Genomic DNA, 21,495 nt, shown 5'->3' on the forward strand with positions numbered 1-21,495 from the left:
CGGAGCTAAGCTCCGAGGATAATCCCTCGAACAACTCTTGTAAGCCGGCTTTCGATATTTCTTGCTTTTTCATATCACAGTGACACACTTTTCTGAACAGACTCTGCCCCACCGAAGGATGGCTTTCAAAATTCTATTCATTCAATCAATTGAAGTTCTTATATCTCAGGAAGTCTTATCACCTTACTGAAATCCGTTTTCCATATATCAAGTTCGAATAAATCACCATTGTTGTCTAAGTTTAAAGAGGCAATTACTTCTATACCATCTTGGTCAGTAAATTGAAATTCACTAACCGACTCTCCAAAACTTCTATCATCTTCTTTTATCTCACCTTTTGGAAAAAGACATAAACTGCCCATTCCATCATCATTCATAGAACGAACCAGTAAACCTTCCTTCCAATCTGTAGGAAGTATAACTGAAGACTGTTTAACTAAGATGGATAAAAGATTTTCCTCTTGTGGTGTAAGTTTTCTATTTGACCCCATGTATCCTCCCTATATTAAATGTACCATTAGGTAGTTTAAATGCAGTATACTGTATTCTTTGCCCACCTATATTAATAATTTGATTGAAGGGCTTACCTGCTACTACTTGAGATGATACTGTTTTAAAATGTGTTTCAACTGACGACTGGACAAGTGACCTATTTAATCCTAACTTATCAGTGTGCCGAAATGCATGACTAACCTGATTTGCTCCTTTACCAAACTGAATTGTAAGCTTACTACTCGACCTAGCGGCTAGACTCGCCACCTCTCCCAAAATTTCATGATCTGGTCGTACCTCTTTTTCTGAAAGTACTCGACTTAGCCCACCAGTAAACCCCGTATCTGCCCAAATCGAACTTTTAGTTTTATCATAGGTATAGGTTTCTGAGATACCAGTATGATGACCTGATTCAAAAATGATCGGACTTACTGAAGCAGTTACGCAAAATTGAGAAATGAAAATAGCTATTAGGCTGAGAAGTATTTTCACCAACCAAGACATACTATATTTTAGTACTTCACTCATTCTCCTTTTTGTCAATGGCTACCAAAACTTTTTCTCCTTCAAGTTCTCTCTGCTCCACACTGACTTTAGTACCTGGCAGAAACTCCCACTCTTCATCCTCTGGATCAAAAATTTCTTCTCCCTCCAGTTGATAGATATTCTCACCTACTTCAATAGCCGGAACAGGTCGATAAGCAAGCGTTCCTTCCCCTAAAAGCTGTATGTATATTACCTTTTTCATTTCCTTAGTATTTGAATCCCGGACCGGGTCTGAAATCAAATTTACCAACACACAGAAAATCAATTGTTAAACCCAATAGCTCTGCTAAATTAATCGGTAATTTCTGTCCAATTTATAGAGGGTGGGGGTCAATACAAAAGAACTTCGGTTTATCCAACTTCGTGGAGGGTTCTGGCTGGAGGACCGTCATCATACCCGGTACCGAATCAGCTACCGACTTCAGTCGCATGGGGAAAATAAGATACACGCTAGATTTTTCTGCCTACGGTGGAGCAACCATTAAATTCAAAAACACCCCGGCACGGGATATCGCGGTATTCGTAGAGTAATCCGTCAGCCCATTGTTTTTTGCGATTCGCCAGCGGCGAAAAAAATTGAACCACAAGTTCATTCGCTTACCCCGAGTACATTCGCTCTACGAGCGAGTAGAACTGGCCACTTCTCTTGTAAAGCATCCACTAGACTTCAGTCTAATTGACTCAGGCGAAGCCTGAATAGATCTTAGCTTTGCTAAAGCTCAAACCGCCCTCAGAAACTTCATCACGTTCACCCCATCGGCGTACTGCCACAACTCGGGATTTTGGGTGAATCCGGGCTTTACGTGCAGTGGCCAGCTGTCGTCGCGACTTACGATGCACTGCAGTTGGTCTTTTTGGGTCGATAAGTGCTCGCGTACCACTTCGGGGTCGGTATACTCCTCGTAGAACAAGGTGCTCACGGGGGCCGACAACTTTTCGGAACGCTTCAAAAGCACGAATCCGTTCTCGAAAATATCGTCGCGATTCATTAAAAAGATCGCCTTGTGGTAGTCGTAGTTATTCGCATACTTGTTGTTGTCGATAACGTACTTGAAGGGGGAAAACGCCCCAAAAAGCTTGTTGAGGTCGTACCCTTCGGGCACATAAATCTTGCTTACGCTGCGGCAGCCCTTACCGAAATAGCGGAACACATCTTCGGCCAATCCGGCCAATTCCTCATCGCTCTCCTCCCCGTCCAAGATCGCCACACTACTGCGGTTTCGGCGGATCAGCGCCGGCATATCTTTAAAATAATATTCGAAATAGCGCGCTGTATTTCCCGAACCGGTAGCGATAACGGCATCGACCTCGCCCAATCGCTCCTCGGTAAAGGTCATGCGCCCTCTCAAGGCCGGTGCCAATTCTTCGAGCAGTCGTCCAATAACGGGTAAAAGTCGCGCGTCATCGCTACTCAGCTTGGCTACGAGCTTATGCCCTGCGGCGATCACACTCAACATATCGTGCATGCCCACCATGGGAATATTGCCGGCCATGATAACGCTAACCGTACGGTCGGAGGTCTCCGCTAACACGTTTTCACGATCGAACCACTGATCTACCGCATCGGCCCGTAGGGCCATACCCCAAGCCCCCACAGCGTGGCGCATGTTATCGGGCGTAAACCAGCCATTCTTGGTGAACTGGTGGTCCAATAATGTTGCGAAAGCATCGTAGTAATTGGCGTTGAGCGGGTGGTCAAGGGTCACGCCCCTAGGGCCAAATTGACTCAGGAAACTACCCAGTGAAACAAGTGCGTTTTTGCGATCATCGATCGGAAACATTGGCAAAGAATTGTTGTTATATTTGCGATTCAAAGGTACGACGATTAACACAAAAGAGTTACCCGATGGCCATCAAGATAACCGACGAATGCATCAACTGCGGGGCTTGCGAGCCCGAGTGCCCCAATAACGCGATCTACGAAGGCGGTCAGGAATGGCGCTTTAGCGACGGAACCGACCTCAAAGGCGGTGTAACGTCCAAAACCGGTATCTTCGCCGATGCCGACGATGCGCAAGAGCCCTTAGATTACGACGTTTACTACATCGTTACCGACAAATGCACCGAATGTAAAGGCTTCCACGAAGAGCCGCAATGCGCCGCCGTTTGCCCGGTCGATTGCTGCGTGCCCGATGAAGACCACGTGGAGACCGGAGAAGAATTGCTGGAGAAGAAAGCTTTCCTGCATTTGTAATCAATTTTGCCATGATCGAGGGCCGCTTCTGCAAAGGAGTGGCCTTTTTTGTATCATCGTAGTCGAATTCCGCGTTAAACTAGTCATGCAAAGACTCCTATTACTTTCCCTTTTTATTTTCTGCGCCTACGGCGCGATTGGCCAGTCCGGCGATTCGGTCACGACTTACGGTATCGAAAAGACCACCATGGACCTCTGGGAAGACGAACTGGGCATGATGGGCCAGGTGGTGCTCAACGGGCGCAGTGACTCCCTCAAACACTACCACAACGAGGTCATGCGGGCCGGGTTCCGCGAAATGCTCAAACAAAAGGAAAGTTACCGCTACCCTTTCGACCGACTCACCACCGTCTCCAAGCTCATGGCACCGGACGAAAAATTTCGAATCTACACCTGGACCCTTCCGCTCGAGAACGGCATGCATGAGTTCTACGGTTTCATTCAGATTCCCGCCGAAAACGAATTCCGCGTAGTTGAACTGTTCGACTCCTACCCTACCTACGAGAATCGCGATTTCGCTACGGGCGATGCCGATTCGTGGTTCGGAGCCATCTACTACGAAATTCAAAAGGAGAAGTACAAAGGCGATACGTACTACACCTTGCTTGGCTGGAACGGCAAGGATATGTTCTCGAACATGAAGGTGCTCGAGATCCTGTACTTCGACGTTGCGGATCGTCCGCGCTTTGGTAAGCCCATCATACACGTCGATAAAAATCCGCGTACACGATTCATTATGGAGTATGCCGAAGATGCCGGGGTTAGCCTGCGATGGAACCGCAAATTGGGCATGTACATCTTCGATCATTTGGTGCCCAAGGACGGCGCCCAACCCGGTATGTTTGCCTTTTACGTACCCGACTTCAGTTACGATGCCCTCGAATTTGAGAACGGGGAATACTGGCTACGCGAAGATGTTGAAGTGAACAACCGATAACACCATCGTGCCGTAGGCAAAAAGTAATAGTCCGGTCACACAAAAGGGCAACGAGAATCCTTACTTTTGCCCCGTAAATGCCTGTTCTATGAAAAAACACAACTACAGTGCCGGACCGTGCATTCTGCTACAATCGGTATTCGATCAATCAGCCGAAGCTATTAAGGATCTGGACGGAATCGGGCTCTCGCTGCTCGAGATCTCGCACCGATCCAAGGAATTCGTTGCCATTATGGAGGAGGCGCGCAGCCTGTCGAAAGAGCTGCTCGGATTCGGAGACGAATACGAAGCCCTGTTTTTGGGTGGTGGTGCCAGCATGCAGTTTCTGATGGTGATCTACAACCTCATGAAGGCGGAGAACGGCAAGGCCGCGTACCTGGATACCGGAACCTGGGCGAACAAAGCCATCAAAGAAGCGAAGCTTTTTGGGGAGGTCGACGTGGTCGCCAGCTCCAAGGACGCGAACTATAATTTTGTTCCGACCGAGTACAGTATTCTGACCGATGCCGATTACTTCCACTGCACATCGAACAACACCATTTTCGGTACGTCGATGCCGGACTTCCCGAAGGCGGACATTCCGATGGTGTGCGATATGTCGTCGGACATCTTTAGCCGCGTGATCGACTTTAGCCAGTTCGATCTCATTTACGCCGGCGCACAAAAGAATATAGGTCCGGCCGGAGCGACGCTCGTGATCGTCAAGAAGGACATCCTGGGTAAGACCGGCCGCACCATTCCGAGCATGCTCGACTACAGCGTGCACATCAGCAAGGACAGTATGTTCAACACGCCACCGGTATTCCCGATCTACGCGAGTATGCTGACCCTGCGTCATCTCAAGGAGAATGGAGGAATTGCCGAGGCGGAGAAAAAGAACATCGCCAAGGCCGAGTTACTTTACGGTGAAATCGACCGCAATCCGCTGTTCAAAGGAACGGCCGAGAAAAACAGTCGATCAAAAATGAACGCTTGTTTCTTGCTCGAGAACGAGGAATTAGCGCCGCAATTCGACGCCTTGTGGCAAAATGCGGGCATCAACGGGCTCAAGGGTCACCGCTCGGTAGGTGGTTACCGCGCCTCGATGTACAATGCCCTTCCGCTCGAAAGCGTACAGGTGTTGGTCGATGTAATGAAGAACCTAGAAGAGAAATACGGTTAACATGAAGATTTTGGCAAATGACGGCTTGGCTGCCGTGGGTATTACCATGCTCGAAGAAGCCGGACACGAAGTACTATTGAACAAGGTCCCTCAAGAGCAGTTGGCCAATTTCATCAACGATAACGATGTTTCTGCCCTCTTGGTGCGCTCTGCTACCCAGGCTCGGAAAGACCTCATCGACGCTTGCCCAAGACTCAAGTTCATCGGCCGCGGTGGTGTAGGAATGGACAATATCGACGTTGCATACGCTCGCGAAAAAGGCCTTCGCGTGCAAAACACGACGGCCGCATCGAGCGAGTCGGTAGCTGAGTTGGTATTCGCCCACCTCTTTGGAGGCGTTCGCTTTTTGTACAGCGCCAACCGCGAAATGCCACTCGAAGGCGAGTTGAACTTCAAAGGCCTCAAGAAGGCCTATGGAGGCGGTCGAGAGTTGCGTGGCAAAACCCTCGGAGTGCTCGGATTCGGACGCATTGGACAAGCCACGGCGAAGATCGCTCTGGGTGTAGGAATGGACGTGGTGTATCACGATCCCTTCCTCGAGGAGGCTACCTTAAAGGTGGAATTCAGCGGTGGAAAAAGTCTCGACTTCGACTTTAAGAGCGTAAGTAAGGACGAGCTGTTGTCCAACTCCGACTTCATCACCCTGCACATGCCGGCTCAAAAGGACGGCAAGTACGTATTGGGTGCTGCCGAGTTCGGTAAAATGAAGGCCGGAGCCGGAGTCGTGAACGCCGCCCGTGGCGGTGTGGTCGACGAAGTGACTTTGTTGAAAGCCTTGGACGACGAGCATTTGAGCTTTGCGGCGTTGGACGTGTTCGAAAACGAACCTACTCCACCCGTACAAGTGTTGATGCACCCAAAGCTGAGTTTGAGCCCGCACATAGGAGCGTCAACGGAAGAAGCGCAAGACCGCATTGGTTCAGAGATGGCCGGCTACTTAATCGAGTTCTTCGGGTAAAAGCTCTGAATTCTTAATTCTTAATTTTGAATTCTTAATGGGCAGTGAGCGAATGACCTCGAGCGCAGCTCGAATTTCCTCGCTCGAAGAACGAATGTACTTCAGCCCTGCTGAAATGTTCTTGAGCGCAAGGCTCCATTAAAGGTTTACATTAATCAGCCTGTGGCCTATGGCCTATGGCTTATGGCTTATAACTATTGGCAAAGATCATCCCCTTTAGAGCTATCCGCCCGCCGCGCGATGTGGTGCATTTGGTCGCCTCGCGTTCGTACGTGAGTTACGATAAGGCCTCGCTGTGCGATAAGCTCGAGAACAACCCCTACACCTTCTTGCACATCATCAATCCCGATTGGCAAGGCGAGGAACTAAGCGGAACCGACAAATATGAAGCTGTTCGTAAGGCGTTCGATGATTTTCGTGCCGCAGGCACCTTTATTCAAGATTCGGCACCGTGTATTTACTTGTACGAGCAAATTGCCCACGGCGAAAGCTTTATGGGCTTGGTGGTAGGCGCTGCGGTTGAAGACTACCGGAACGGGGTCATTCGCAAGCACGAGGACACGCTGAGCCACCGCGAGAACATGTTCAAGGAGTACTTAAAGGTGACCGATTTCAATGCCGAGCCCGTGCTCCTCACCTATCCGGATGCCCCGGGGATCGACGAGCTCATTGCCGCGAAAAGCGAGGAGCGGCCCGAGTACGAGTATTACACCACCGACAAGCACCTGCATCGACTGTGGGTCTTTGAAGAGGCGCGGGACCTCCAGCACATTCAGGAGTATTTTTCGCACATGACGGCCCTGTACATCGCCGATGGGCATCACCGATCGGCATCGAGTAGTCTGCTGGCCGATGAGCTCCATCAAGAGCTGGGAACCGAGGGCGAGCAGCCCTTCGACTATTTCATGGCCTTTATGATCCCGGAGAGCCGCATGCACATCTGGGACTACAATCGTCTGCTGCGCGACCTCAACGGTCTGTCGAAGGAAGAGTTCTTAGAAAAATTGGAGGGATCATTTGAGGTTTACCGCCTCTCGGCGGGAACCGATCCACGTCCGCGCAGTAAACACCATTTGTCGGTGTATATCGGTGGCGAATGGTTCGCCCTCACCTACCACGACGAATCGCTCGACCCTACCGATCCGGTGGCCGATCTCGATGCCCGTATTTTGACGGTAGAGGTGCTGCGTCCGATCCTCGGAATCGAAGATCTGCGCACTAGCGATCGGGTCGATTTCCTCGATGGCCGAAAGGGAATGAAGGGTCTTGAAGCCGCCGTGGATTCGGGAAAATATGCAGCGGCTTTTGCGCTGTACCCGGTTTCGACCGAGCAGTTAAAGCGCATTTCGGATGCCGATTTGACCATGCCGCCTAAGAGCACCTACATAGAACCTAAACTTCGGAGCGGGTTGACCGTTTACCCTATAGAAGGTAAAAAGTAAGACTATGTCCACCATTGCCAAAAACCTCGATCGTATCAAAGGCGAATTGCCCGGGCACGTGACCTTGGTGGCGGTGAGTAAGACCAAATCGAATTCCGCCGTCGAAGAAGCGTACGCTACGGGGCACCACGATTTCGGGGAAAACAAAGTTCAGGAGCTCCAAAAAAAGCAGCCCGCCTTGCCCGATGATATTCACTGGCATTTCATTGGTCATCTTCAGCGGAACAAGGTGAAGTACATGGCTCCTTTCGTTCATTTGATCCACGGGGTCAATAGCCTTCGTTTAGCCAAAGAAATCGACAAGCGCGCGCGTCAAAACGAGCGAAAGATCAATGCGCTGCTGCAGGTACATATTGCCGAGGAAAGCACCAAGTTCGGGTTCGACTTCGATGAACTCAAGGCGCTCGTAGCATCGAATGACTTGGCCGGATTAGAGCATTTGCGTATTCGGGGCCTCATGGGTATGGCCACCTACACCGACGATATGGATCAGGTGCGTCGCGAGTTCAAATCGTTGAAGTCCGCATTCGACCATATAAAAACTTCCTTCGCCGATTGCGACATACTCTCCATGGGGATGAGCAATGATTATAAAGTCGCCATTGAAGAAGGAAGCACTATGGTGCGTATCGGCACCGATATCTTCGGGGAGCGGAACTATTAGAACCGGTAACCCAACGAAAGGATCAACTGACTCGTTCTGGAATCTACATCGAACTGCTGGCCGGCAAAGGTCACGTGGTTCGTCTGTGAGTTGAATCCATCTTCGTATTTAAGGTCGATCAATATCTTCCAAAGATCGAGTCCGATACCGGCTTGGAAACTCCAGAAGGAACCGTCCTGAAGGTCTATACTAATACCTTCGGTTTCGTTGGTGATCACTCGGCTGGCAATTGGTCCGGCATTCACGCGCACGGGTCCGAGTTTGAGTCCGACCATGATCGGGAAGTCGAGCCGTGTATAACTGATTCGCGCATCGTCGGTATTCCCGGTAGGCATGCCGTTCTCGTACTCATCGATGGTGATCTCGGTATTGAGCTTGGTGAACAATGCTTCGGGCTGCACGTACAATCCGAGGAACTTGAATCGGGTGTACAATCCGAGGTGGTAGCCATAATCTTGCGTACCGCTGGTGAGTTTTTGCTCGAGTTCATCGTCCATGTCGAAAATCTCGTTGACCGCTACATCGGCTCGGTTGACTCCGGCTCGTGCACCGATTTGAAATACCTGGGCGTTCAGGGACCCCAAGGATGCAAGGCCTAAGGCGAGGGTCATCATCAACTTTTTCATCACTGTGTGTTTTTGTGTTCCTATTTGGCCAGGAATTCCCGGATGTTTCGCTCTACGCGCTCTGCGACGTTTTCCGTGTCTGCCTTCTCGAACTTTTCACCGGTGATTTGCTCATAGAGCTCGATGTATCGCTCGCTTACCGAAGACACGTAGCCGTCGGTCATTTCCGGAATGGTCTGATCTTCTTTGCCCTGGAACCCTCCGGCGATCAGCCACTGTCGAACGAATTCTTTCGACAACTGCTTCTGCTTTTCGCCACGCGCCTGGTGCTCTTCATATCCTTCGGCGTAGAAATAGCGGCTCGAGTCGGGCGTGTGGATCTCGTCGATGAGCACGATGGTGCCGTCTTCGAGTTTTCCGAACTCGTACTTGGTATCGACCAAGATGAGTCCCCGCTCCCGAGCCATTTCAGTTCCTCGGGCAAACAAATGGCGCGTGTAGTTTTCCAGCTGCGAATAGTCAGATTCAACAACTATGCCACGTTCGATGATGTCCTCTCGGCTGATGTCCTCATCGTGCCCCTCTTCCACTTTGGTAGCGGGGGTTATGATGGGTTCGGGAAAAGCGTCATTTTCATTCATTCCCTCCGGCATGGGCACTCCACACAGCACTCTTTTACCCGCCGCGTACTCGCGAGCGGCGTGGCCCGACATATATCCGCGGATCACCATTTCAACTCGGAAGGGTTCGGCTTTGCGCCCCACGGCCACCTGTGGGTCGGGAGTCGCCATGAGCCAGTTCGGAACAATATCTTCGGTCGCGCGCATGAATTTCGCCGCGATCTGATTCAATACCTGACCTTTGAACGGAATGCCTTTGGGCAACACTACATCGAACGCCGAAATTCGATCGCTGGCCACCATGACCAACAGGTCGTCGTTAATGGTGTACACATCGCGGACTTTACCCCTGTAAAACTTGGTTTGACCCGGAAGGTTAAAGTTGGTCTCTTTCAAAGGCTGGGGCATGAATTCTTAATTTTTAATTCTTAATGGGCAACGGCCAACGGGTTAAGCGTTATTGGCTAATGGTTCATGGTTCATAGCCATTAGCTAACTAAAAATTCAAAATTAAACATTAAGAATTCTGTTCTTTTTCTTTTTGCTCCTGCATTTCATAAGCTTTGATCACCCTTTTCACGAGTCTATGGCGAATAACATCCTTTTCGTCGAGCTTTAAGATCGCGATCCCATCTACATCGTGCAGAATATTCAAGGCCTCTAACAGGCCTGAACGTTGATTGCGCGGCAGGTCGATCTGCGAAGCGTCACCCGTAATGATGAAGCGGGCCGATTTCCCCATCCGCGTCAAAAACATCTTCATCTGCGCGTGGGTGGTATTTTGCGCCTCGTCCAAGATCACAAAGGCATTATCGAGCGTACGTCCACGCATGAAGGCCAATGGAGCGATCTCCACCACGTGGTTCTCGATGAAATACTGGAGCTTTTCATTCGGTATCATATCGCGCAGCGCATCGTACAGCGGCTGCAAGTAAGGATCGAGCTTCTCTTTGAGGTCGCCCGGCAAAAAACCGAGGTTTTCTCCGGCCTCAATGGCCGGACGCGTGAGTACGATCCTCCTTACCTCTTTGCGTCGAAGTGCTCGAACCGCCAGGGCTACTGCCGTGTAGGTCTTTCCCGTTCCGGCCGGACCGATCGCAAACACCAGATCGTTCTTCTCAGAGAGCTTCACCATCTTGCGCTGGTTGGCCGTACGGGCCTTGATCATACGTCCATTAGTACCGTGCAACAGCACATCGCCCCCTTCATCACCTAATTCCTGCGCATCCTCGACCATCAATCGCTCAATGTTTCCTTCGGTTAGCTGATTGTATTTGTTCAGATGCTCCATGAGCAAGTTGAACTTGATCTCGAATTGATCAATGTGGTCATCGGGCCCGATAACCGTGATCGAGTTTCCTCGAGCAACGAGTTTCAGTTGCGGAAAATAAGTTTTGACCAGCGAGAGTTTCTTGTTCTGAGCCCCTAAAAAATCGAGGGGATCAACGTTCTCTAAAGGGAATATGCGTTCGCTCAAATTGGTTACTTTTGGGGCACGCAAATTACGGAACTTTCTCCTACTAAACAGGCGATCTGCGCACCCATGGCCATCATAACGCTTACCACGGATTACGGAACTAAAGACTACCACGCCTCGGCGGTCAAAGGCTCCATTCTCCGCGAATTGCCCGATGCCACTATCGTGGACGTTACACACGAGATAAGGCCCTTTAACCTCAGCGAGGCCGCCTACATTTTGCGCAACGCCTACAAGGATTTTCCCAAGGGCACCATTCACATCATCGGTATCGATTCAGAACTCACCGAAGACAAACCCCATTTAGCCGTAGAAGTTGACGGCCACTATTTCATCGGTGCCGACACCGGTATCTTTGCATTGTTGTTTCCCGACTTGCGGCCTTCGGCTATCATTGAGCTCAATATCGCGCAGGAATCGGACAGCTACAGTTTCCCGGCTCGCGACGTATTCGTGAAAGGGGCGTGTCACCTCGCGAGGGGCGGAAATATCTCCCTGCTCGGATCGGCCCGCAGGGCCTTTGTGGAGCGTAAGAGTATTCAGCCCAGCGCCTCGAGCAACGGAAAAGAGATCACCGCGGCGGTGGTGTACATCGACCATTTCGGGAATGTGGTCACCAACGTAACCCGACAGTTCTTTAAGGACGTGGGTAAAGGGCGCGATTTCAAGATCCACTTGCCGCGCATGCGCCACAGCAAAGAGACCATCAAAGTGCTCCGAAAGTGCTACAGCGAAATGGGCGAAGGTCAGGCCCTGGCATTGTTCAACTCGGCCGGACACTTGGAGATCGCGATCGCCAAAAGCGACCTTCAAACCGTTGGTGGCGCTAGTAGTTTGCTGGGCATCGGCTATGGAGAAACCATCAAAATCACCTTCGAATGATCATCCGTATCGTCAAGATGACCTTCCGGCCGCAGGCCGTTACCGAATTTTTACACATCTTTGAGCAAAGTAAAGAGCACATTCGCGGCTTCGAAGGGTGCGAACGACTCGAGCTTCTGCAGCACGCTGAACAAGAGCACGTTTTTTTCACTTACTCTTGGTGGCAGCACCCCGATCACCTCGAAGCCTACCGACATTCGGAGCTCTTTAAAGAAGTTTGGGGAAACACGAAGGCATTGTTCGGCGATAAGCCGGAGGCGTGGAGTTTGACGAAAAAAGTAGAGTTGTAATGTGGAGACTCTTCCGCAAGGAGATCAGCAGTTTTTTGAGTTCGATCATCGGATACCTGGTGATCCTGGTGTTCTTATTGATCACCTCGCTATTTCTGTGGGTGTTCGACGGCGAATTCAATATCCTCAACGCCGGGTACGCCTTACTGGACCCGCTGTTCATCATTGCCCCCTTTGTATTTCTGTTCCTGATCCCGGCCATCACCATGCGCATGTTCGCCGACGAGCACAAGGCCGGAACCATGGAGCTCCTGGCCACGCGCCCCATCAGCGATGTGGGCATCGTACTGGCAAAATTCCTCGCCGGCTGGACCCTCGTAGCCCTGGCCCTGCTCCCTACCCTATTGTATTACTACACCGTGCACTCCCTCGGCGCCCCGGTCGGAAACATCGACAGCGGCGGCACCATCGGTTCGTACATCGGCCTATTGCTATTGGCCGGCGCCTACGTGAGCATTGGCCTCTTTGCGTCGAGCCTCACCAGCAACCAGATCGTGTCGTTCATCATTGCCCTGTTCCTAAGCTTTCTGCTGTACTTGGGCCTCGATAACCTGGCTTCGTGGTCACTGTTCGGGTCGTTCGACTACCTCATTCAGCAGCTCGGCATGAGCAACCACTACGTCAGCATGAGCCGCGGGGTAATTGATTCGCGCGACGTCCTTTATTTCTTTTCTATAATGGCGGCCTTCGCGGCCGGATGTGTAACTGTACTCCAAAGCAGAAAATGGTGAAAAAGCGGAACCACATACTTCGGCTCGTCCTGCTCCTCGTCATTTTGGTGCTGCTCAACGTGTTGGGCTCGTTCCGGTATTTTCGGCTCGATCTGACCGCTGAAGGGCGTTACACACTTAGCGACCCAACCAAAGAGGTCCTCGATCAGCTCGATGACAAGGTCCTTTTCCGGGTTTACCTGGAAGGGGAATTCCCGGCCGGATTCCGCCGATTGAGTAACGAAACCAAGCGCATGCTGCGCGAGTTCCACGCGTATTCCGATTACATCGAATTCGAGTTCGTAGACCCCGGCGCGGGCGAAAGTGAAGAAGAGCGCCAACAGCTCTACCGCCAACTCAGCGACAAGGGCATTGAAGGCACACAGCTGCAAATGAAGGAGGGCGATCAACGCAGCTCACAGATCATTTTTCCGGGCGGAGTAGTATACTACATGGGTCGTGAAGGCGTATTTACCTTGCTGAAGAGTCAGGCCGGGGCGAGTCCTGAGGCGCAACTCAACACTTCGGTACAGGCACTTGAGTTCGAGCTCGCCAATGCTTTGCGGAAACTTCAGATCAATGACCGCAAAGGCATTGGCTTCGTCGAAGGGCACGGTGAGCTCAGCGATGTTCAGACGGAGGGAATCGCCCGCGTCCTCAAAGAAGCCTACGACATGGCTCGCCTCGATTTGCGCGCCTTTGTCGTCGATAGCGTAACCGGACAAATCAGCATCGCCGAAAAGCAAGAACAGCTCAATCGGTTCGATCTGCTCGTAATCGCCAAGCCACGTGAGAAGTACGCCGATCTCGACAAGTACCTCATCGATCAATACATCATGCAAGGGGGTAAGGTTATTTGGCTTATCGACCGAGTATTCGCCGATATGGATTCTCTGGCCACCAAAAGCCAGGCACTCTCCTACCCGCTCGATCTAAACCTCGACGATATACTGTTCCGATATGGCGTTCGACTGAACGACCAGCTGGTGCAAGATGCCTTGTGTGCCGAAATCCCCGTGGTGGTGAATCTGGTGAATGGCGTTCCACAGTACGAGTTCTTCCCGTGGCTGTATTTCCCGTTGGCCATGCCGTATCAGGATCACCCGATCGTATCGAACATCAATCCGGTCAAATTCGAATTCCCCTCGAGCATCGACACCATCGTAACGCCTGGGGTAAAGAAGACCGTCTTGCTTACCAGCTCCCCATACACCAAAGTGTCGCAAGTGCCGACCAATATCAGTCTGAGCACGTTGAACGAGCAACCGCAACCGGAGGAATTCACTCAGCAGTTCCTACCCATGGCCGTGCTGCTCGCAGGAACCTTTACCTCGAATTTCAAGAACCGATTACAACCCCGCGATGGAAATGGCGAGCAATTATCGCTCATCGAAGAAAGTGAGCCAACCGCTCAGATCGTCATTGCCGATGGAGACGTTGTACGCAACCAGTTCCAACGCGGCGAGGCCCTTCGTTTGGGGTACGATAAGTTCACGGGCAATCAATACGGCAATGAGGACTTCATTTTGAACGCCGTGGATTACCTGCTGGACGATTCGGGTCTAACCGCCGTGCGCTCGCGCGAGCTCAAGCTGCGATTACTCGACGCTGCGAAACTGCAGGGAAATAGAACCTACTGGAAAACCTTGAATACCGCCCTTCCGTTAGTACTAGTAGTACTGATCGGAATATTGTTGAACTACTGGAGACGAAGAAAATACGCGAAGTAACATGAAAAACAGAATTTGGCTCTACGTAGTATTGATCGCCCTATTGGGCGGACTGGTCCTTTGGATGGCTTACTTCCAAAACGAAAACACCACGCGACCTCAACTGTACAATTTCACCGTGGAAGACACCTCAGCGGTATATCGTATCGTCATTAAGGATAAGCGCCCAATGGAAACCGTGCTTACTCGAACGGCCGACGGTTGGATGGTCAACGGTGAACACCATGTGCGCCCCGACGCCATGGAGGTGCTGCTCGAAACGCTGAAGCGCCAAGAGATGCGCAGCTTTGCCCCTGAAATGGCCAAAGAGCGCGTAATGAATCAAATGAGCTCCCGAGGCGTGGAGGTGATCGTCGAATCCAATGGTGAATCCGTAAAACATTTTTACGTGGGCGGAAACGCACCCGACCTGCTCGGAACTTATATGATGATCGACGGGTCCGATGGCCCTTACCTGGTGCATATTCCAGGGTTCAATGGATTCTTGAACACCCGCTATTTCGCCGACCCGGCCTTGTGGCGCGATCGCTCCATAGTGGGCGTAAGCCCGGAACGCATAGAGTCAGTAAGTATTCAGTATCACCGCGAACCAGAAATGGGATTCCGCGTGGAGCAACCCGAAGTGGGGGTCGTGAAAGTGGTCACCATGCCCGGAGAGCAAGCTATGAGCTTCGATTCTACAGCGGCACTGGGTTATTTGCAGGAGTTCCGCCGCATTTACTTCGAGGGCTTGATCACGGAGGACGATCGCATCTGGGAAAAGAAGGACAGCATTCTCAATAGTGAGCCGGTTTTCACCCTGCGGGTGGATGGTGAAGGTGGTCGCGATACCGAACTCGTCGCCTACTACAAGAGCGCCCCTCCGGGAACCACGAATTCAGACGGTAACCCACGCGCGTACGATCTGGATCGCTTTTATGCGCTGTTGAACGGTAAGGATTTCATCCTCATCCAAAACTACGCTCTGCGCAAGATCCTGCGCGATCGGTCCTACTTCGAAGGGAGCGCTGTTGTTAAAAAGTAGTTGATTTCTTTTCGGGCCGTAGGCCCTTAAAAATATATATTTGCCCTTAGGCGAAAACTGGGTCAAAAGGCCCTCAATCAACATATTCATCAGATGAAATTCATTGTTTCGAGCACGCAGCTCTTGAAGGAGCTTCAAACGATTGGCGGGGTCATTAACAGCAGCAACACACTGCCGATCCTCGACAATTTCCTCTTCGAGATCAAGGAGAACGAACTTAAGATCACGGCTTCCGATTTGGAAACCACGATCTCAACCCGATTAGAAGTGCAGAGCGACGAAGAAGGCAGTGCCGCCATTCCGTCTCGCCTGTTGCTCGATACGCTCAAGACCTTTCCCGAGCAACCACTGACCTTCTTGCTTGATTCGGAGTTCAAAAAAGTTGAACTGAGCTCGGACTACGGTAAGTATTCGTTGAGCTACCTCGACGGTGATGAATTCCCTAAAGCACAGGAACTCGAAGATCCAAGCAAGGCTACGATTCAGCCCGAGATCCTCGCTAACGCCATCAACAAGACCATCTTCGCCAGCGGAAACGACGATCTGCGTCCGGTGATGTCGGGTGTGTTTTTCCAGTTCAGTTCGGAGTACGTTCGCTTTGTAGCTACTGATGCCCACAAGCTCGTGCGCTATACGCGTACCGATGCGACCACCGATTCATCAGCCGAGTTCATTATGCCCAAAAAGCCATTGAACCTGTTAAAGAGTATCTTGGCCGGAGCCGACAGCGAAGTTTCTATTGAATACAACGACAGCAATGCGTGCTTTGTATTCGACGGCATCGATATGAGCTGCCGCCTCATCGACGGTAAATATCCGAATTACGAAGCGGTGATTCCACAGACAAACCCGAACAAGCTCACCGTGAACCGAGTCGCTTTCTTGAGCTCTGTTCGCCGTGTCAGTATCTTCTCGAATAAGACCACCCATCAGATCCGCCTCAAGATCGCCGGAAATGAGCTGCAGATCAGCGCTGAAGATCTCGATTTCGCGAACAAGGCCGATGAGCGTTTGACGTGCCAATACGAAGGTGAGGACATTGAAATTGGTTTCAACAGTCGTTTCCTCGTTGAAATGCTGAGCAATCTCGAGAGCGAGAACGTTAACCTCGAAATGTCCGCTCCTAACCGCGCCGGTATTCTGCTCCCGCTCGACGGTAGCGAAGACGGCGAAGACGTGCTGATGCTGGTGATGCCGGTGATGTTGAACAACTGATCGGTTTAGTAATTCCTTTCGGAATTGTGATTTAAGGGCGAAAGATTCTTTTTATTCGCTCTCGACTTCGCCTAACTTGAGTGAAAATTCAAGTTATGAAGACGTTATTCACTATTCCCATCCTTTTTTTGGGCCTCATAGTCTTGGGGCAGGGATACCCGTTCATTCAGTTCAATGAAATTTTTGGTCCGGGAGACGATGAGGTCAAAGAGCTCTCTATAGCCGAAGACGGAACTAAGATCTTTATCGGGACAGGAAAGCAGATTGGGGTGTCCGGCCATTCCGATATGGTCTATACGCATCACAACTACGACTTCATCGGTGAACTCAATGACGATGGTACCAACTGGAGGCTGCGTTTACCTCAAGGGAGCATACACACTTTCAGTTCACTAAATAATCATAAACTGATCTTTGAGTACGAGAACAAATCGGTCGGATTGGGTGATTTGCCGGGCCCACATTACTACAATCGCTCGCTGGTTCAAATGTCGAACGATTCGACCATAGACTGGAAATTTCCATTTTATGGTGAAGTACCCTACAACACTTTAGAACGTCAATTCCTTGACCAATTGCCCAACGGAAACATACTGTATGCGGGCTACTTTCGGAAGTTCTCGTATTGGGGAACAAATGCGGTTCATAAAAGCAGACCTCACTTGGCTGTCTTAGAGATCGATCAAACCGGAGCATTGATCGATCAGGCCGCCATCCCAATTGAAGGCAGAATTGAGGAATTCATGGGAATCTCTCAAGACGATGGCTACTATTCATTTGCCTTGGTAACGAAGGAAAATGCAGTTGCTTTGAACGGCGCTGTACTCCAGGGGGACATGAAAAACAATATCGTCGTTATTCGTTATCATCTCGCCTCGAAGTCCAGCTTCTCCCTTCACGCTGCGAGTATGGATGAGCGACCATATTTAAATCACTTACATTACTCTACGGACGGACACCTTTTTCTGGGGTTCTCAACACACGCGGAACGCGTGAAATACGGCGGGGATGTTCGTTATCACCAACCTAATTACACCACCGCTTCAAACTGGTTGTTGAGCTTAAACTCCCTTGGAGAACCGGTTGGCTGCACTCCGTTAGTCCTTAGTCAAGGAAGTCGCCTGGCCGGGTTGACCGATCACTCCGCCGGAGTTGGGGTCTTTTTATCCAGTCTTACCCCGGTATTTCGCTTGGTCGGTGATCACCCTTTCCAATTATCACCGGAAGACCACCGACATTTTGGGATGCTATCATTAACAAACACCCTCGATTTCGCATCGTTTGAGCCGATCAATAGTCTGCCGGCAACCGCCACTATGATCTGGGAAATTCGGGAAAAAGATAACCGAATCTATGTCCTGGGCTGTGAGAATCACTGGAATGAATTCACCGCCTTTGGGCTAACGATCCCTCAACTTGTTTACGGAGAAGGAAGCTTATTCGAACATGTCTCCATGGAGTCTTTCATCGTGCAGTTCGAAAACCCTCAATCGGTTGGTGTTGATGATGAACCATTTTCAGCCGACTTCAAGCTTTTCCCGAATCCCGCAAGGGACAATGTCAACCTGGCATTTACCACAGAGGTGCCTACCCGTGTATCAGTGGTAGATTCGCGTGGGATAACGGTTAATCAGGTAGATGTTCATGATGGTAGAACCACCTTGGAACTAAGAGGATTTGCCCCCGGACATTATTTATTGCGCATCGAGTTTAAGGATGGGTCCTTTGCCATCAAAAAACTCGTGGTTCAATAAGCTTTAAATAACGCTGATATTTTGTTGAAAGTGGACCGACTTATTACCTTTCGCTTGTGGAAAGATCCAAGCTTTTTGTGGTCGGTGACGTACACGGGTGCCTCAACACATTTGAGGCCTTGGTGGCGAAGCATTGGAACCCCGAAAAGGAGATCTTAGTTCAGGTTGGAGACCTCATCAATCGCGGTAACTATTGTATTGAAACCATTGCCTTTTGCAAAGAGCTCGAAGATAGGTATCCGGGTCGGACCGCGTTCATGAAAGGCAATCACGAGTGGGATCTTCTTCAGTATTTAAAGGGAAGTCCTCGACTTAAATGGCTGCGTGGCGGTGGTTCAAAACTCCTGAAGCAGTTGTACGAAAACCCCGAGGAATACGCTCCTTTTGTGGAGTGGATTCGCAAACTCCCCCTGTCGTGGGAAAATCAGTCGACCTTTGTGAGTCACGCCGGTTGGTCAATCACCACCTCTAACCCCTTTGAGGAAGATAATCGCCTCAGCGTACTCAACAACCGAAGGCCCATTTTGAACATCGGCAAAACTCAAGTGATCGGCCATACCCCACAAAAAAGCGGCAAACCCAAGTACGATAAACGGGGGAACTGCTGGACCGTTGATACCGGGGCGTATTTGGGTATAGGATTATGCGGAGTGAAGGTGAGTAAAAAAGGAAATGTAAAGGAAGTGTGCTACCTTTCAACAGATAAGCGCGACATCAAGTAATTGTACTGCATCATTGACATAGAGACCACGGGCGGAAGTGCGCGGAATGAGCGTATTACTGAGATCGCTATGTACAGACACGACGGCTACAAGATCGTTGCGGAGTGGCAAAGTCTCATCAATCCCGAAAAGCGCATCCCCAAACACATCGCCGGATTAACGGGGATCACGAACGAGATGGTCGAGAATGCACCCAAGTTCTACGAAGTTGCAAAAGAGATCGTGGAGTTTACCGAGGATTGCGTCTTCGTGGCTCACAACTCCAAATTCGATTACTGGTTTTTCAAGGCCGAGTTCCGATCGTTGGGTTACGAGTATGAGCGCGAAACTTTGTGCACGGTAAAGCTGAGTCGAAAGCTGCTACCGGGTAAAAGGTCGTACAGCCTGGGCAAACTCTCTGCTGAGTTGGGCATCGAAATATCGGCCCGTCACCGAGCGGCGGGCGATGCACGGGCTACGGTGACCTTGTTCGAGATACTATTGGCCGCGGATAATGACGGGCTTATCGCCGACGGTTCCGCATCTGCCCGAAAGGGCGATTACGTCTCCGGTTTGTCACCAAAAGTGATCCGAAAACTCCCTGCCAAGACGGGGGTATACTACTTGTACGATGCGGAGGGCATGCTAATCTATGTGGGCAAGAGCACGAACATCAAGTCGCGGATCATGCAGCACCTCAACAACTACGACACCGAAAAGGGCGTGCACATGATGGAGGAGATCGCCTGGGTGGATTACGTGTTGACAGGAAGCGAATTGATTTCGCTATTGCTCGAGAGCCACGAGATCAAGAAGAATCGCCCCAAGTTCAATCGGGCATCGCGCCGAAACAGCTATACCTACGGCCTATATGAATCCATGAATGACAGCGGTTACCGCGAGTTAAGGGTGAAGTTGCAAAAAGGGGAAGACATACCGCTATGCACCTACTCCACCGCGACGGAAGGAAGACGGCACCTCGAGTATTTGAATGAGGAGTTCGATCTGTGCCCGTGTTTGTGTGGCCTATATAAAAGCGACAAGGGCTGCTTTCACGTTAGTGTGGGTCAATGTGAGGGAGCGAACCTGGGAAAGGAGTCTCCGGAAGAATACAACTCGCGGGTAGATAAGGTCCTCGAGCACTTCGCTTATCCGAAGCCCAATTTTTTCATTCTGGGCGAAGGGCGCGACGAAAAGGAACAAAGCGTGGTATTGATCGAGGAAGGTCGCTATCGAGGATTTGGATATGTTCCTGTGAATCAGCCAATTGAACTAATAGACCAGCTGCGGTTGTTCGTTACCCCCTACGAGGACAATCGCCATACGCAAAGTCTGATCCTGGGCTTTTTACGCCAACAAAAAAGTGCCGATATTCGCTACTTTGAAACGCAGTTTTGATGCGGTCGGATGTGTGGAAGTTCCTATCTTTATTGGATAAATTCGAGCTTATGAGGTATTTATCCATCCTTTTGATCGCCTTTGTGGCCTATTCGTGCAACCCGGGCGTAGTTGATAACGGAAACGTTACCTCGCGTACGATTCCCGTAGGCGAATTCGACGAGATCGAAGTCAGTGGCGCATTTGAGATCTAGGTTCGCCAAGGCAGTGAATGCGGTCTGGAGATTGAACTCGACGAAAACCTGTTCCAGTATCTCGATATCGACGAGAACGGCAGAGAATTAGAGATCTCGGGCGAACGCACGATTCGCAAGGCCGAGGCGCGCAACATCTATATTACCGTCCGCGACCTGCAGAAGATCAACATCAACGGCGCCAATGAACTCGAAACGCGCGGCGGAATTCGGGGGAAATCGCTGAAGGTCGAAGCCAACGGAGCGTCAGAAATGCGGCTCGAATTCTACGGCGAACACCTTCGCGTGCATGCCAATGGAGGTAGTGAGCTCCGATTCAAAGGCGAAGTGGACGACCTGGAGATCGAGGTTAACGGCGCATCCGAGATCGAATCGCTTGAAATGCGGGCCCTGCGGGCCGATGTGGATGTATCCGGTGCGGCCGACGTTAAGCTGTGGGCTGTAGACAAACTGCAAGTCAACGCCAGTGGCGCCTCGGAAGTTAATACCGCGGAAACCCGCAAATCAGCAAAGACACCTACGGAGCGAGTTCCGTAAAT

At 50.7% G+C, this 21,495-nt stretch carries 24 protein-coding genes; 17 read left to right on the plus strand and 7 right to left on the minus strand.

The annotated features are described in order from the left end of the window. Window positions 1-158 precede the first annotated feature (158 nt). The 4 genes from J4F31_02985 to J4F31_03000 form a co-directional block, all read right to left on the minus strand. Window positions 159-491: a hypothetical protein gene (locus J4F31_02985; protein ID MCE2495533.1), complete on the minus strand. Its 333-nt coding sequence runs from the start codon at window positions 489-491 to the stop codon at window positions 159-161. Next, window positions 478-1,020: a hypothetical protein gene (locus tag J4F31_02990; GenBank protein MCE2495534.1), complete on the minus strand. Its 543-nt coding sequence runs from the start codon at window positions 1,018-1,020 to the stop codon at window positions 478-480. Before J4F31_02990 ends, J4F31_02985 begins: the two co-directional genes overlap by 14 nt. Further along, complete coding sequence (locus J4F31_02995; GenBank protein ID MCE2495535.1) at window positions 1,013-1,240, minus strand: hypothetical protein; 228 nt, start codon at window positions 1,238-1,240, stop codon at window positions 1,013-1,015. The genes J4F31_02990 and J4F31_02995 overlap by 8 nt, the downstream gene beginning before the upstream one ends. Before the next feature lie 517 nt (window positions 1,241-1,757). Beyond that, window positions 1,758-2,819, minus strand: a complete 1,062-nt coding sequence (locus tag J4F31_03000; GenBank protein ID MCE2495536.1) for an acyl-CoA reductase — start codon at window positions 2,817-2,819, stop codon at window positions 1,758-1,760. Between the two features lie 65 nt (window positions 2,820-2,884). Here J4F31_03000 and J4F31_03005 point away from each other — a divergent pair, with 65 nt between their 5' ends. From J4F31_03005 to J4F31_03030, 6 genes are all read left to right on the plus strand, one after another. Beyond that, on the plus strand, window positions 2,885-3,232 hold the full coding sequence (locus tag J4F31_03005; protein MCE2495537.1) for a 4Fe-4S dicluster domain-containing protein: 348 nt from the start codon (window positions 2,885-2,887) through the stop codon (window positions 3,230-3,232). 85 nt (window positions 3,233-3,317) lie between these two features. After that, on the plus strand, window positions 3,318-4,169 hold the full coding sequence (locus J4F31_03010) for a hypothetical protein (protein ID MCE2495538.1): 852 nt from the start codon (window positions 3,318-3,320) through the stop codon (window positions 4,167-4,169). An 88-nt stretch (window positions 4,170-4,257) separates the two neighbouring features. Then, complete coding sequence (serC, locus tag J4F31_03015; protein ID MCE2495539.1) at window positions 4,258-5,331, plus strand: 3-phosphoserine/phosphohydroxythreonine transaminase; 1,074 nt, start codon at window positions 4,258-4,260, stop codon at window positions 5,329-5,331. A 1-nt stretch (window position 5,332) separates the two neighbouring features. Further along, window positions 5,333-6,289 carry a D-2-hydroxyacid dehydrogenase gene (locus tag J4F31_03020; GenBank protein ID MCE2495540.1) on the plus strand — a complete coding sequence of 319 codons (957 nt, stop codon included), beginning with the start codon at window positions 5,333-5,335 and terminating at the stop codon, window positions 6,287-6,289. A gap of 197 nt (window positions 6,290-6,486) precedes the next feature. Beyond that, window positions 6,487-7,731, plus strand: coding sequence for a DUF1015 domain-containing protein (locus J4F31_03025; protein ID MCE2495541.1), 1,245 nt, complete (start codon window positions 6,487-6,489; stop codon window positions 7,729-7,731). 4 nt (window positions 7,732-7,735) lie between these two features. Next, on the plus strand, window positions 7,736-8,395 hold the full coding sequence (locus tag J4F31_03030; GenBank protein MCE2495542.1) for a YggS family pyridoxal phosphate-dependent enzyme: 660 nt from the start codon (window positions 7,736-7,738) through the stop codon (window positions 8,393-8,395). Here J4F31_03030 and J4F31_03035 read toward each other — a convergent pair. The 3 genes from J4F31_03035 to J4F31_03045 all read right to left on the minus strand — a co-directional run bounded on the left by J4F31_03035 (window position 8,392) and on the right by J4F31_03045 (window position 11,058). Beyond that, window positions 8,392-9,021: a hypothetical protein gene (locus J4F31_03035; GenBank protein MCE2495543.1), complete on the minus strand. Its 630-nt coding sequence runs from the start codon at window positions 9,019-9,021 to the stop codon at window positions 8,392-8,394. The two genes, J4F31_03030 and J4F31_03035, sit on opposite strands and share 4 nt — an antisense overlap. A gap of 20 nt (window positions 9,022-9,041) precedes the next feature. Then, complete coding sequence (locus J4F31_03040) at window positions 9,042-9,989, minus strand: phosphoribosylaminoimidazolesuccinocarboxamide synthase (GenBank protein ID MCE2495544.1); 948 nt, start codon at window positions 9,987-9,989, stop codon at window positions 9,042-9,044. A 109-nt stretch (window positions 9,990-10,098) separates the two neighbouring features. Further along, entirely contained in the window at window positions 10,099-11,058 is a 960-nt protein-coding gene (locus J4F31_03045) for a PhoH family protein (GenBank protein ID MCE2495545.1), read from the minus strand. Between the two features lie 66 nt (window positions 11,059-11,124). Here J4F31_03045 and J4F31_03050 point away from each other — a divergent pair, with 66 nt between their 5' ends. The 11 genes from J4F31_03050 to J4F31_03100 all read left to right on the plus strand — a co-directional run bounded on the left by J4F31_03050 (window position 11,125) and on the right by J4F31_03100 (window position 21,493). After that, window positions 11,125-11,940 carry an SAM-dependent chlorinase/fluorinase gene (locus J4F31_03050; protein ID MCE2495546.1) on the plus strand — a complete coding sequence of 272 codons (816 nt, stop codon included), beginning with the start codon at window positions 11,125-11,127 and terminating at the stop codon, window positions 11,938-11,940. Further along, on the plus strand, window positions 11,937-12,230 hold the full coding sequence (locus J4F31_03055; GenBank protein ID MCE2495547.1) for an antibiotic biosynthesis monooxygenase: 294 nt from the start codon (window positions 11,937-11,939) through the stop codon (window positions 12,228-12,230). The genes J4F31_03050 and J4F31_03055 overlap by 4 nt, the downstream gene beginning before the upstream one ends. After that, a complete protein-coding gene (gldF, locus tag J4F31_03060; protein ID MCE2495548.1) occupies window positions 12,230-12,961 on the plus strand; it encodes a gliding motility-associated ABC transporter permease subunit GldF in 732 nt (243 codons plus the stop codon). Before J4F31_03055 ends, gldF begins: the two co-directional genes overlap by 1 nt. Beyond that, entirely contained in the window at window positions 12,958-14,670 is a 1,713-nt protein-coding gene (gene gldG, locus J4F31_03065) for a gliding motility-associated ABC transporter substrate-binding protein GldG (protein ID MCE2495549.1), read from the plus strand. Before gldF ends, gldG begins: the two co-directional genes overlap by 4 nt. Before the next feature lies 1 nt (window position 14,671). Next, window positions 14,672-15,694 (plus strand): DUF4340 domain-containing protein, encoded by a 1,023-nt coding sequence (locus J4F31_03070; protein MCE2495550.1) that lies wholly within the window; start codon window positions 14,672-14,674, stop codon window positions 15,692-15,694. Between the two features lie 93 nt (window positions 15,695-15,787). Then, a complete protein-coding gene (dnaN, locus tag J4F31_03075) occupies window positions 15,788-16,909 on the plus strand; it encodes a DNA polymerase III subunit beta (protein ID MCE2495551.1) in 1,122 nt (373 codons plus the stop codon). Between the two features lie 95 nt (window positions 16,910-17,004). Further along, window positions 17,005-18,663: a T9SS type A sorting domain-containing protein gene (locus J4F31_03080; protein ID MCE2495552.1), complete on the plus strand. Its 1,659-nt coding sequence runs from the start codon at window positions 17,005-17,007 to the stop codon at window positions 18,661-18,663. Between the two features lie 56 nt (window positions 18,664-18,719). Beyond that, window positions 18,720-19,385 (plus strand): serine/threonine protein phosphatase, encoded by a 666-nt coding sequence (locus J4F31_03085; GenBank protein ID MCE2495553.1) that lies wholly within the window; start codon window positions 18,720-18,722, stop codon window positions 19,383-19,385. Then, the gene (locus J4F31_03090) at window positions 19,386-20,762 is read left to right on the plus strand and encodes a GIY-YIG nuclease family protein (protein ID MCE2495554.1); all 1,377 of its coding nucleotides are present in this window, start codon (window positions 19,386-19,388) and stop codon (window positions 20,760-20,762) included. It abuts the gene before it with no gap. A 50-nt stretch (window positions 20,763-20,812) separates the two neighbouring features. After that, complete coding sequence (locus tag J4F31_03095; protein ID MCE2495555.1) at window positions 20,813-20,956, plus strand: hypothetical protein; 144 nt, start codon at window positions 20,813-20,815, stop codon at window positions 20,954-20,956. A gap of 24 nt (window positions 20,957-20,980) precedes the next feature. Further along, the gene (locus J4F31_03100) at window positions 20,981-21,493 is read left to right on the plus strand and encodes a DUF2807 domain-containing protein (GenBank protein ID MCE2495556.1); all 513 of its coding nucleotides are present in this window, start codon (window positions 20,981-20,983) and stop codon (window positions 21,491-21,493) included. Window positions 21,494-21,495: the final 2 nt, after the last annotated feature.

The organism is Flavobacteriales bacterium (genome assembly GCA_021296215.1).
Taxonomy (GTDB): Bacteria; Bacteroidota; Bacteroidia; order Flavobacteriales; family ECT2AJA-044; genus ECT2AJA-044.

Excerpts from the sequence above, each read along its gene's own strand:
- J4F31_02985 (MCE2495533.1), bottom strand. The coding sequence starts at position 491 with ATGGGGTCAAATAGAAAACTTACACCACAAGAGGAAAATCTTTTATCC.
- J4F31_02990 (MCE2495534.1), bottom strand. The coding sequence starts at position 1,020 with ATGAGTGAAGTACTAAAATATAGTATGTCTTGGTTGGTGAAAATACTT.
- J4F31_02995 (MCE2495535.1), bottom strand. The coding sequence starts at position 1,240 with ATGAAAAAGGTAATATACATACAGCTTTTAGGGGAAGGAACGCTTGCT.
- J4F31_03000 (MCE2495536.1), bottom strand. The coding sequence starts at position 2,819 with ATGTTTCCGATCGATGATCGCAAAAACGCACTTGTTTCACTGGGTAGT.
- J4F31_03005 (MCE2495537.1), top strand. The coding sequence starts at position 2,885 with ATGGCCATCAAGATAACCGACGAATGCATCAACTGCGGGGCTTGCGAG.
- J4F31_03010 (MCE2495538.1), top strand. The coding sequence starts at position 3,318 with ATGCAAAGACTCCTATTACTTTCCCTTTTTATTTTCTGCGCCTACGGC.
- serC (MCE2495539.1), top strand. The coding sequence starts at position 4,258 with ATGAAAAAACACAACTACAGTGCCGGACCGTGCATTCTGCTACAATCG.
- J4F31_03020 (MCE2495540.1), top strand. The coding sequence starts at position 5,333 with ATGAAGATTTTGGCAAATGACGGCTTGGCTGCCGTGGGTATTACCATG.
- J4F31_03030 (MCE2495542.1), top strand. The coding sequence starts at position 7,736 with ATGTCCACCATTGCCAAAAACCTCGATCGTATCAAAGGCGAATTGCCC.
- J4F31_03035 (MCE2495543.1), bottom strand. The coding sequence starts at position 9,021 with ATGAAAAAGTTGATGATGACCCTCGCCTTAGGCCTTGCATCCTTGGGG.
- J4F31_03040 (MCE2495544.1), bottom strand. The coding sequence starts at position 9,989 with ATGCCCCAGCCTTTGAAAGAGACCAACTTTAACCTTCCGGGTCAAACC.
- J4F31_03050 (MCE2495546.1), top strand. The coding sequence starts at position 11,125 with ATGGCCATCATAACGCTTACCACGGATTACGGAACTAAAGACTACCAC.
- J4F31_03055 (MCE2495547.1), top strand. The coding sequence starts at position 11,937 with ATGATCATCCGTATCGTCAAGATGACCTTCCGGCCGCAGGCCGTTACC.
- gldF (MCE2495548.1), top strand. The coding sequence starts at position 12,230 with ATGTGGAGACTCTTCCGCAAGGAGATCAGCAGTTTTTTGAGTTCGATC.
- J4F31_03070 (MCE2495550.1), top strand. The coding sequence starts at position 14,672 with ATGAAAAACAGAATTTGGCTCTACGTAGTATTGATCGCCCTATTGGGC.
- dnaN (MCE2495551.1), top strand. The coding sequence starts at position 15,788 with ATGAAATTCATTGTTTCGAGCACGCAGCTCTTGAAGGAGCTTCAAACG.
- J4F31_03080 (MCE2495552.1), top strand. The coding sequence starts at position 17,005 with ATGAAGACGTTATTCACTATTCCCATCCTTTTTTTGGGCCTCATAGTC.
- J4F31_03095 (MCE2495555.1), top strand. The coding sequence starts at position 20,813 with ATGAGGTATTTATCCATCCTTTTGATCGCCTTTGTGGCCTATTCGTGC.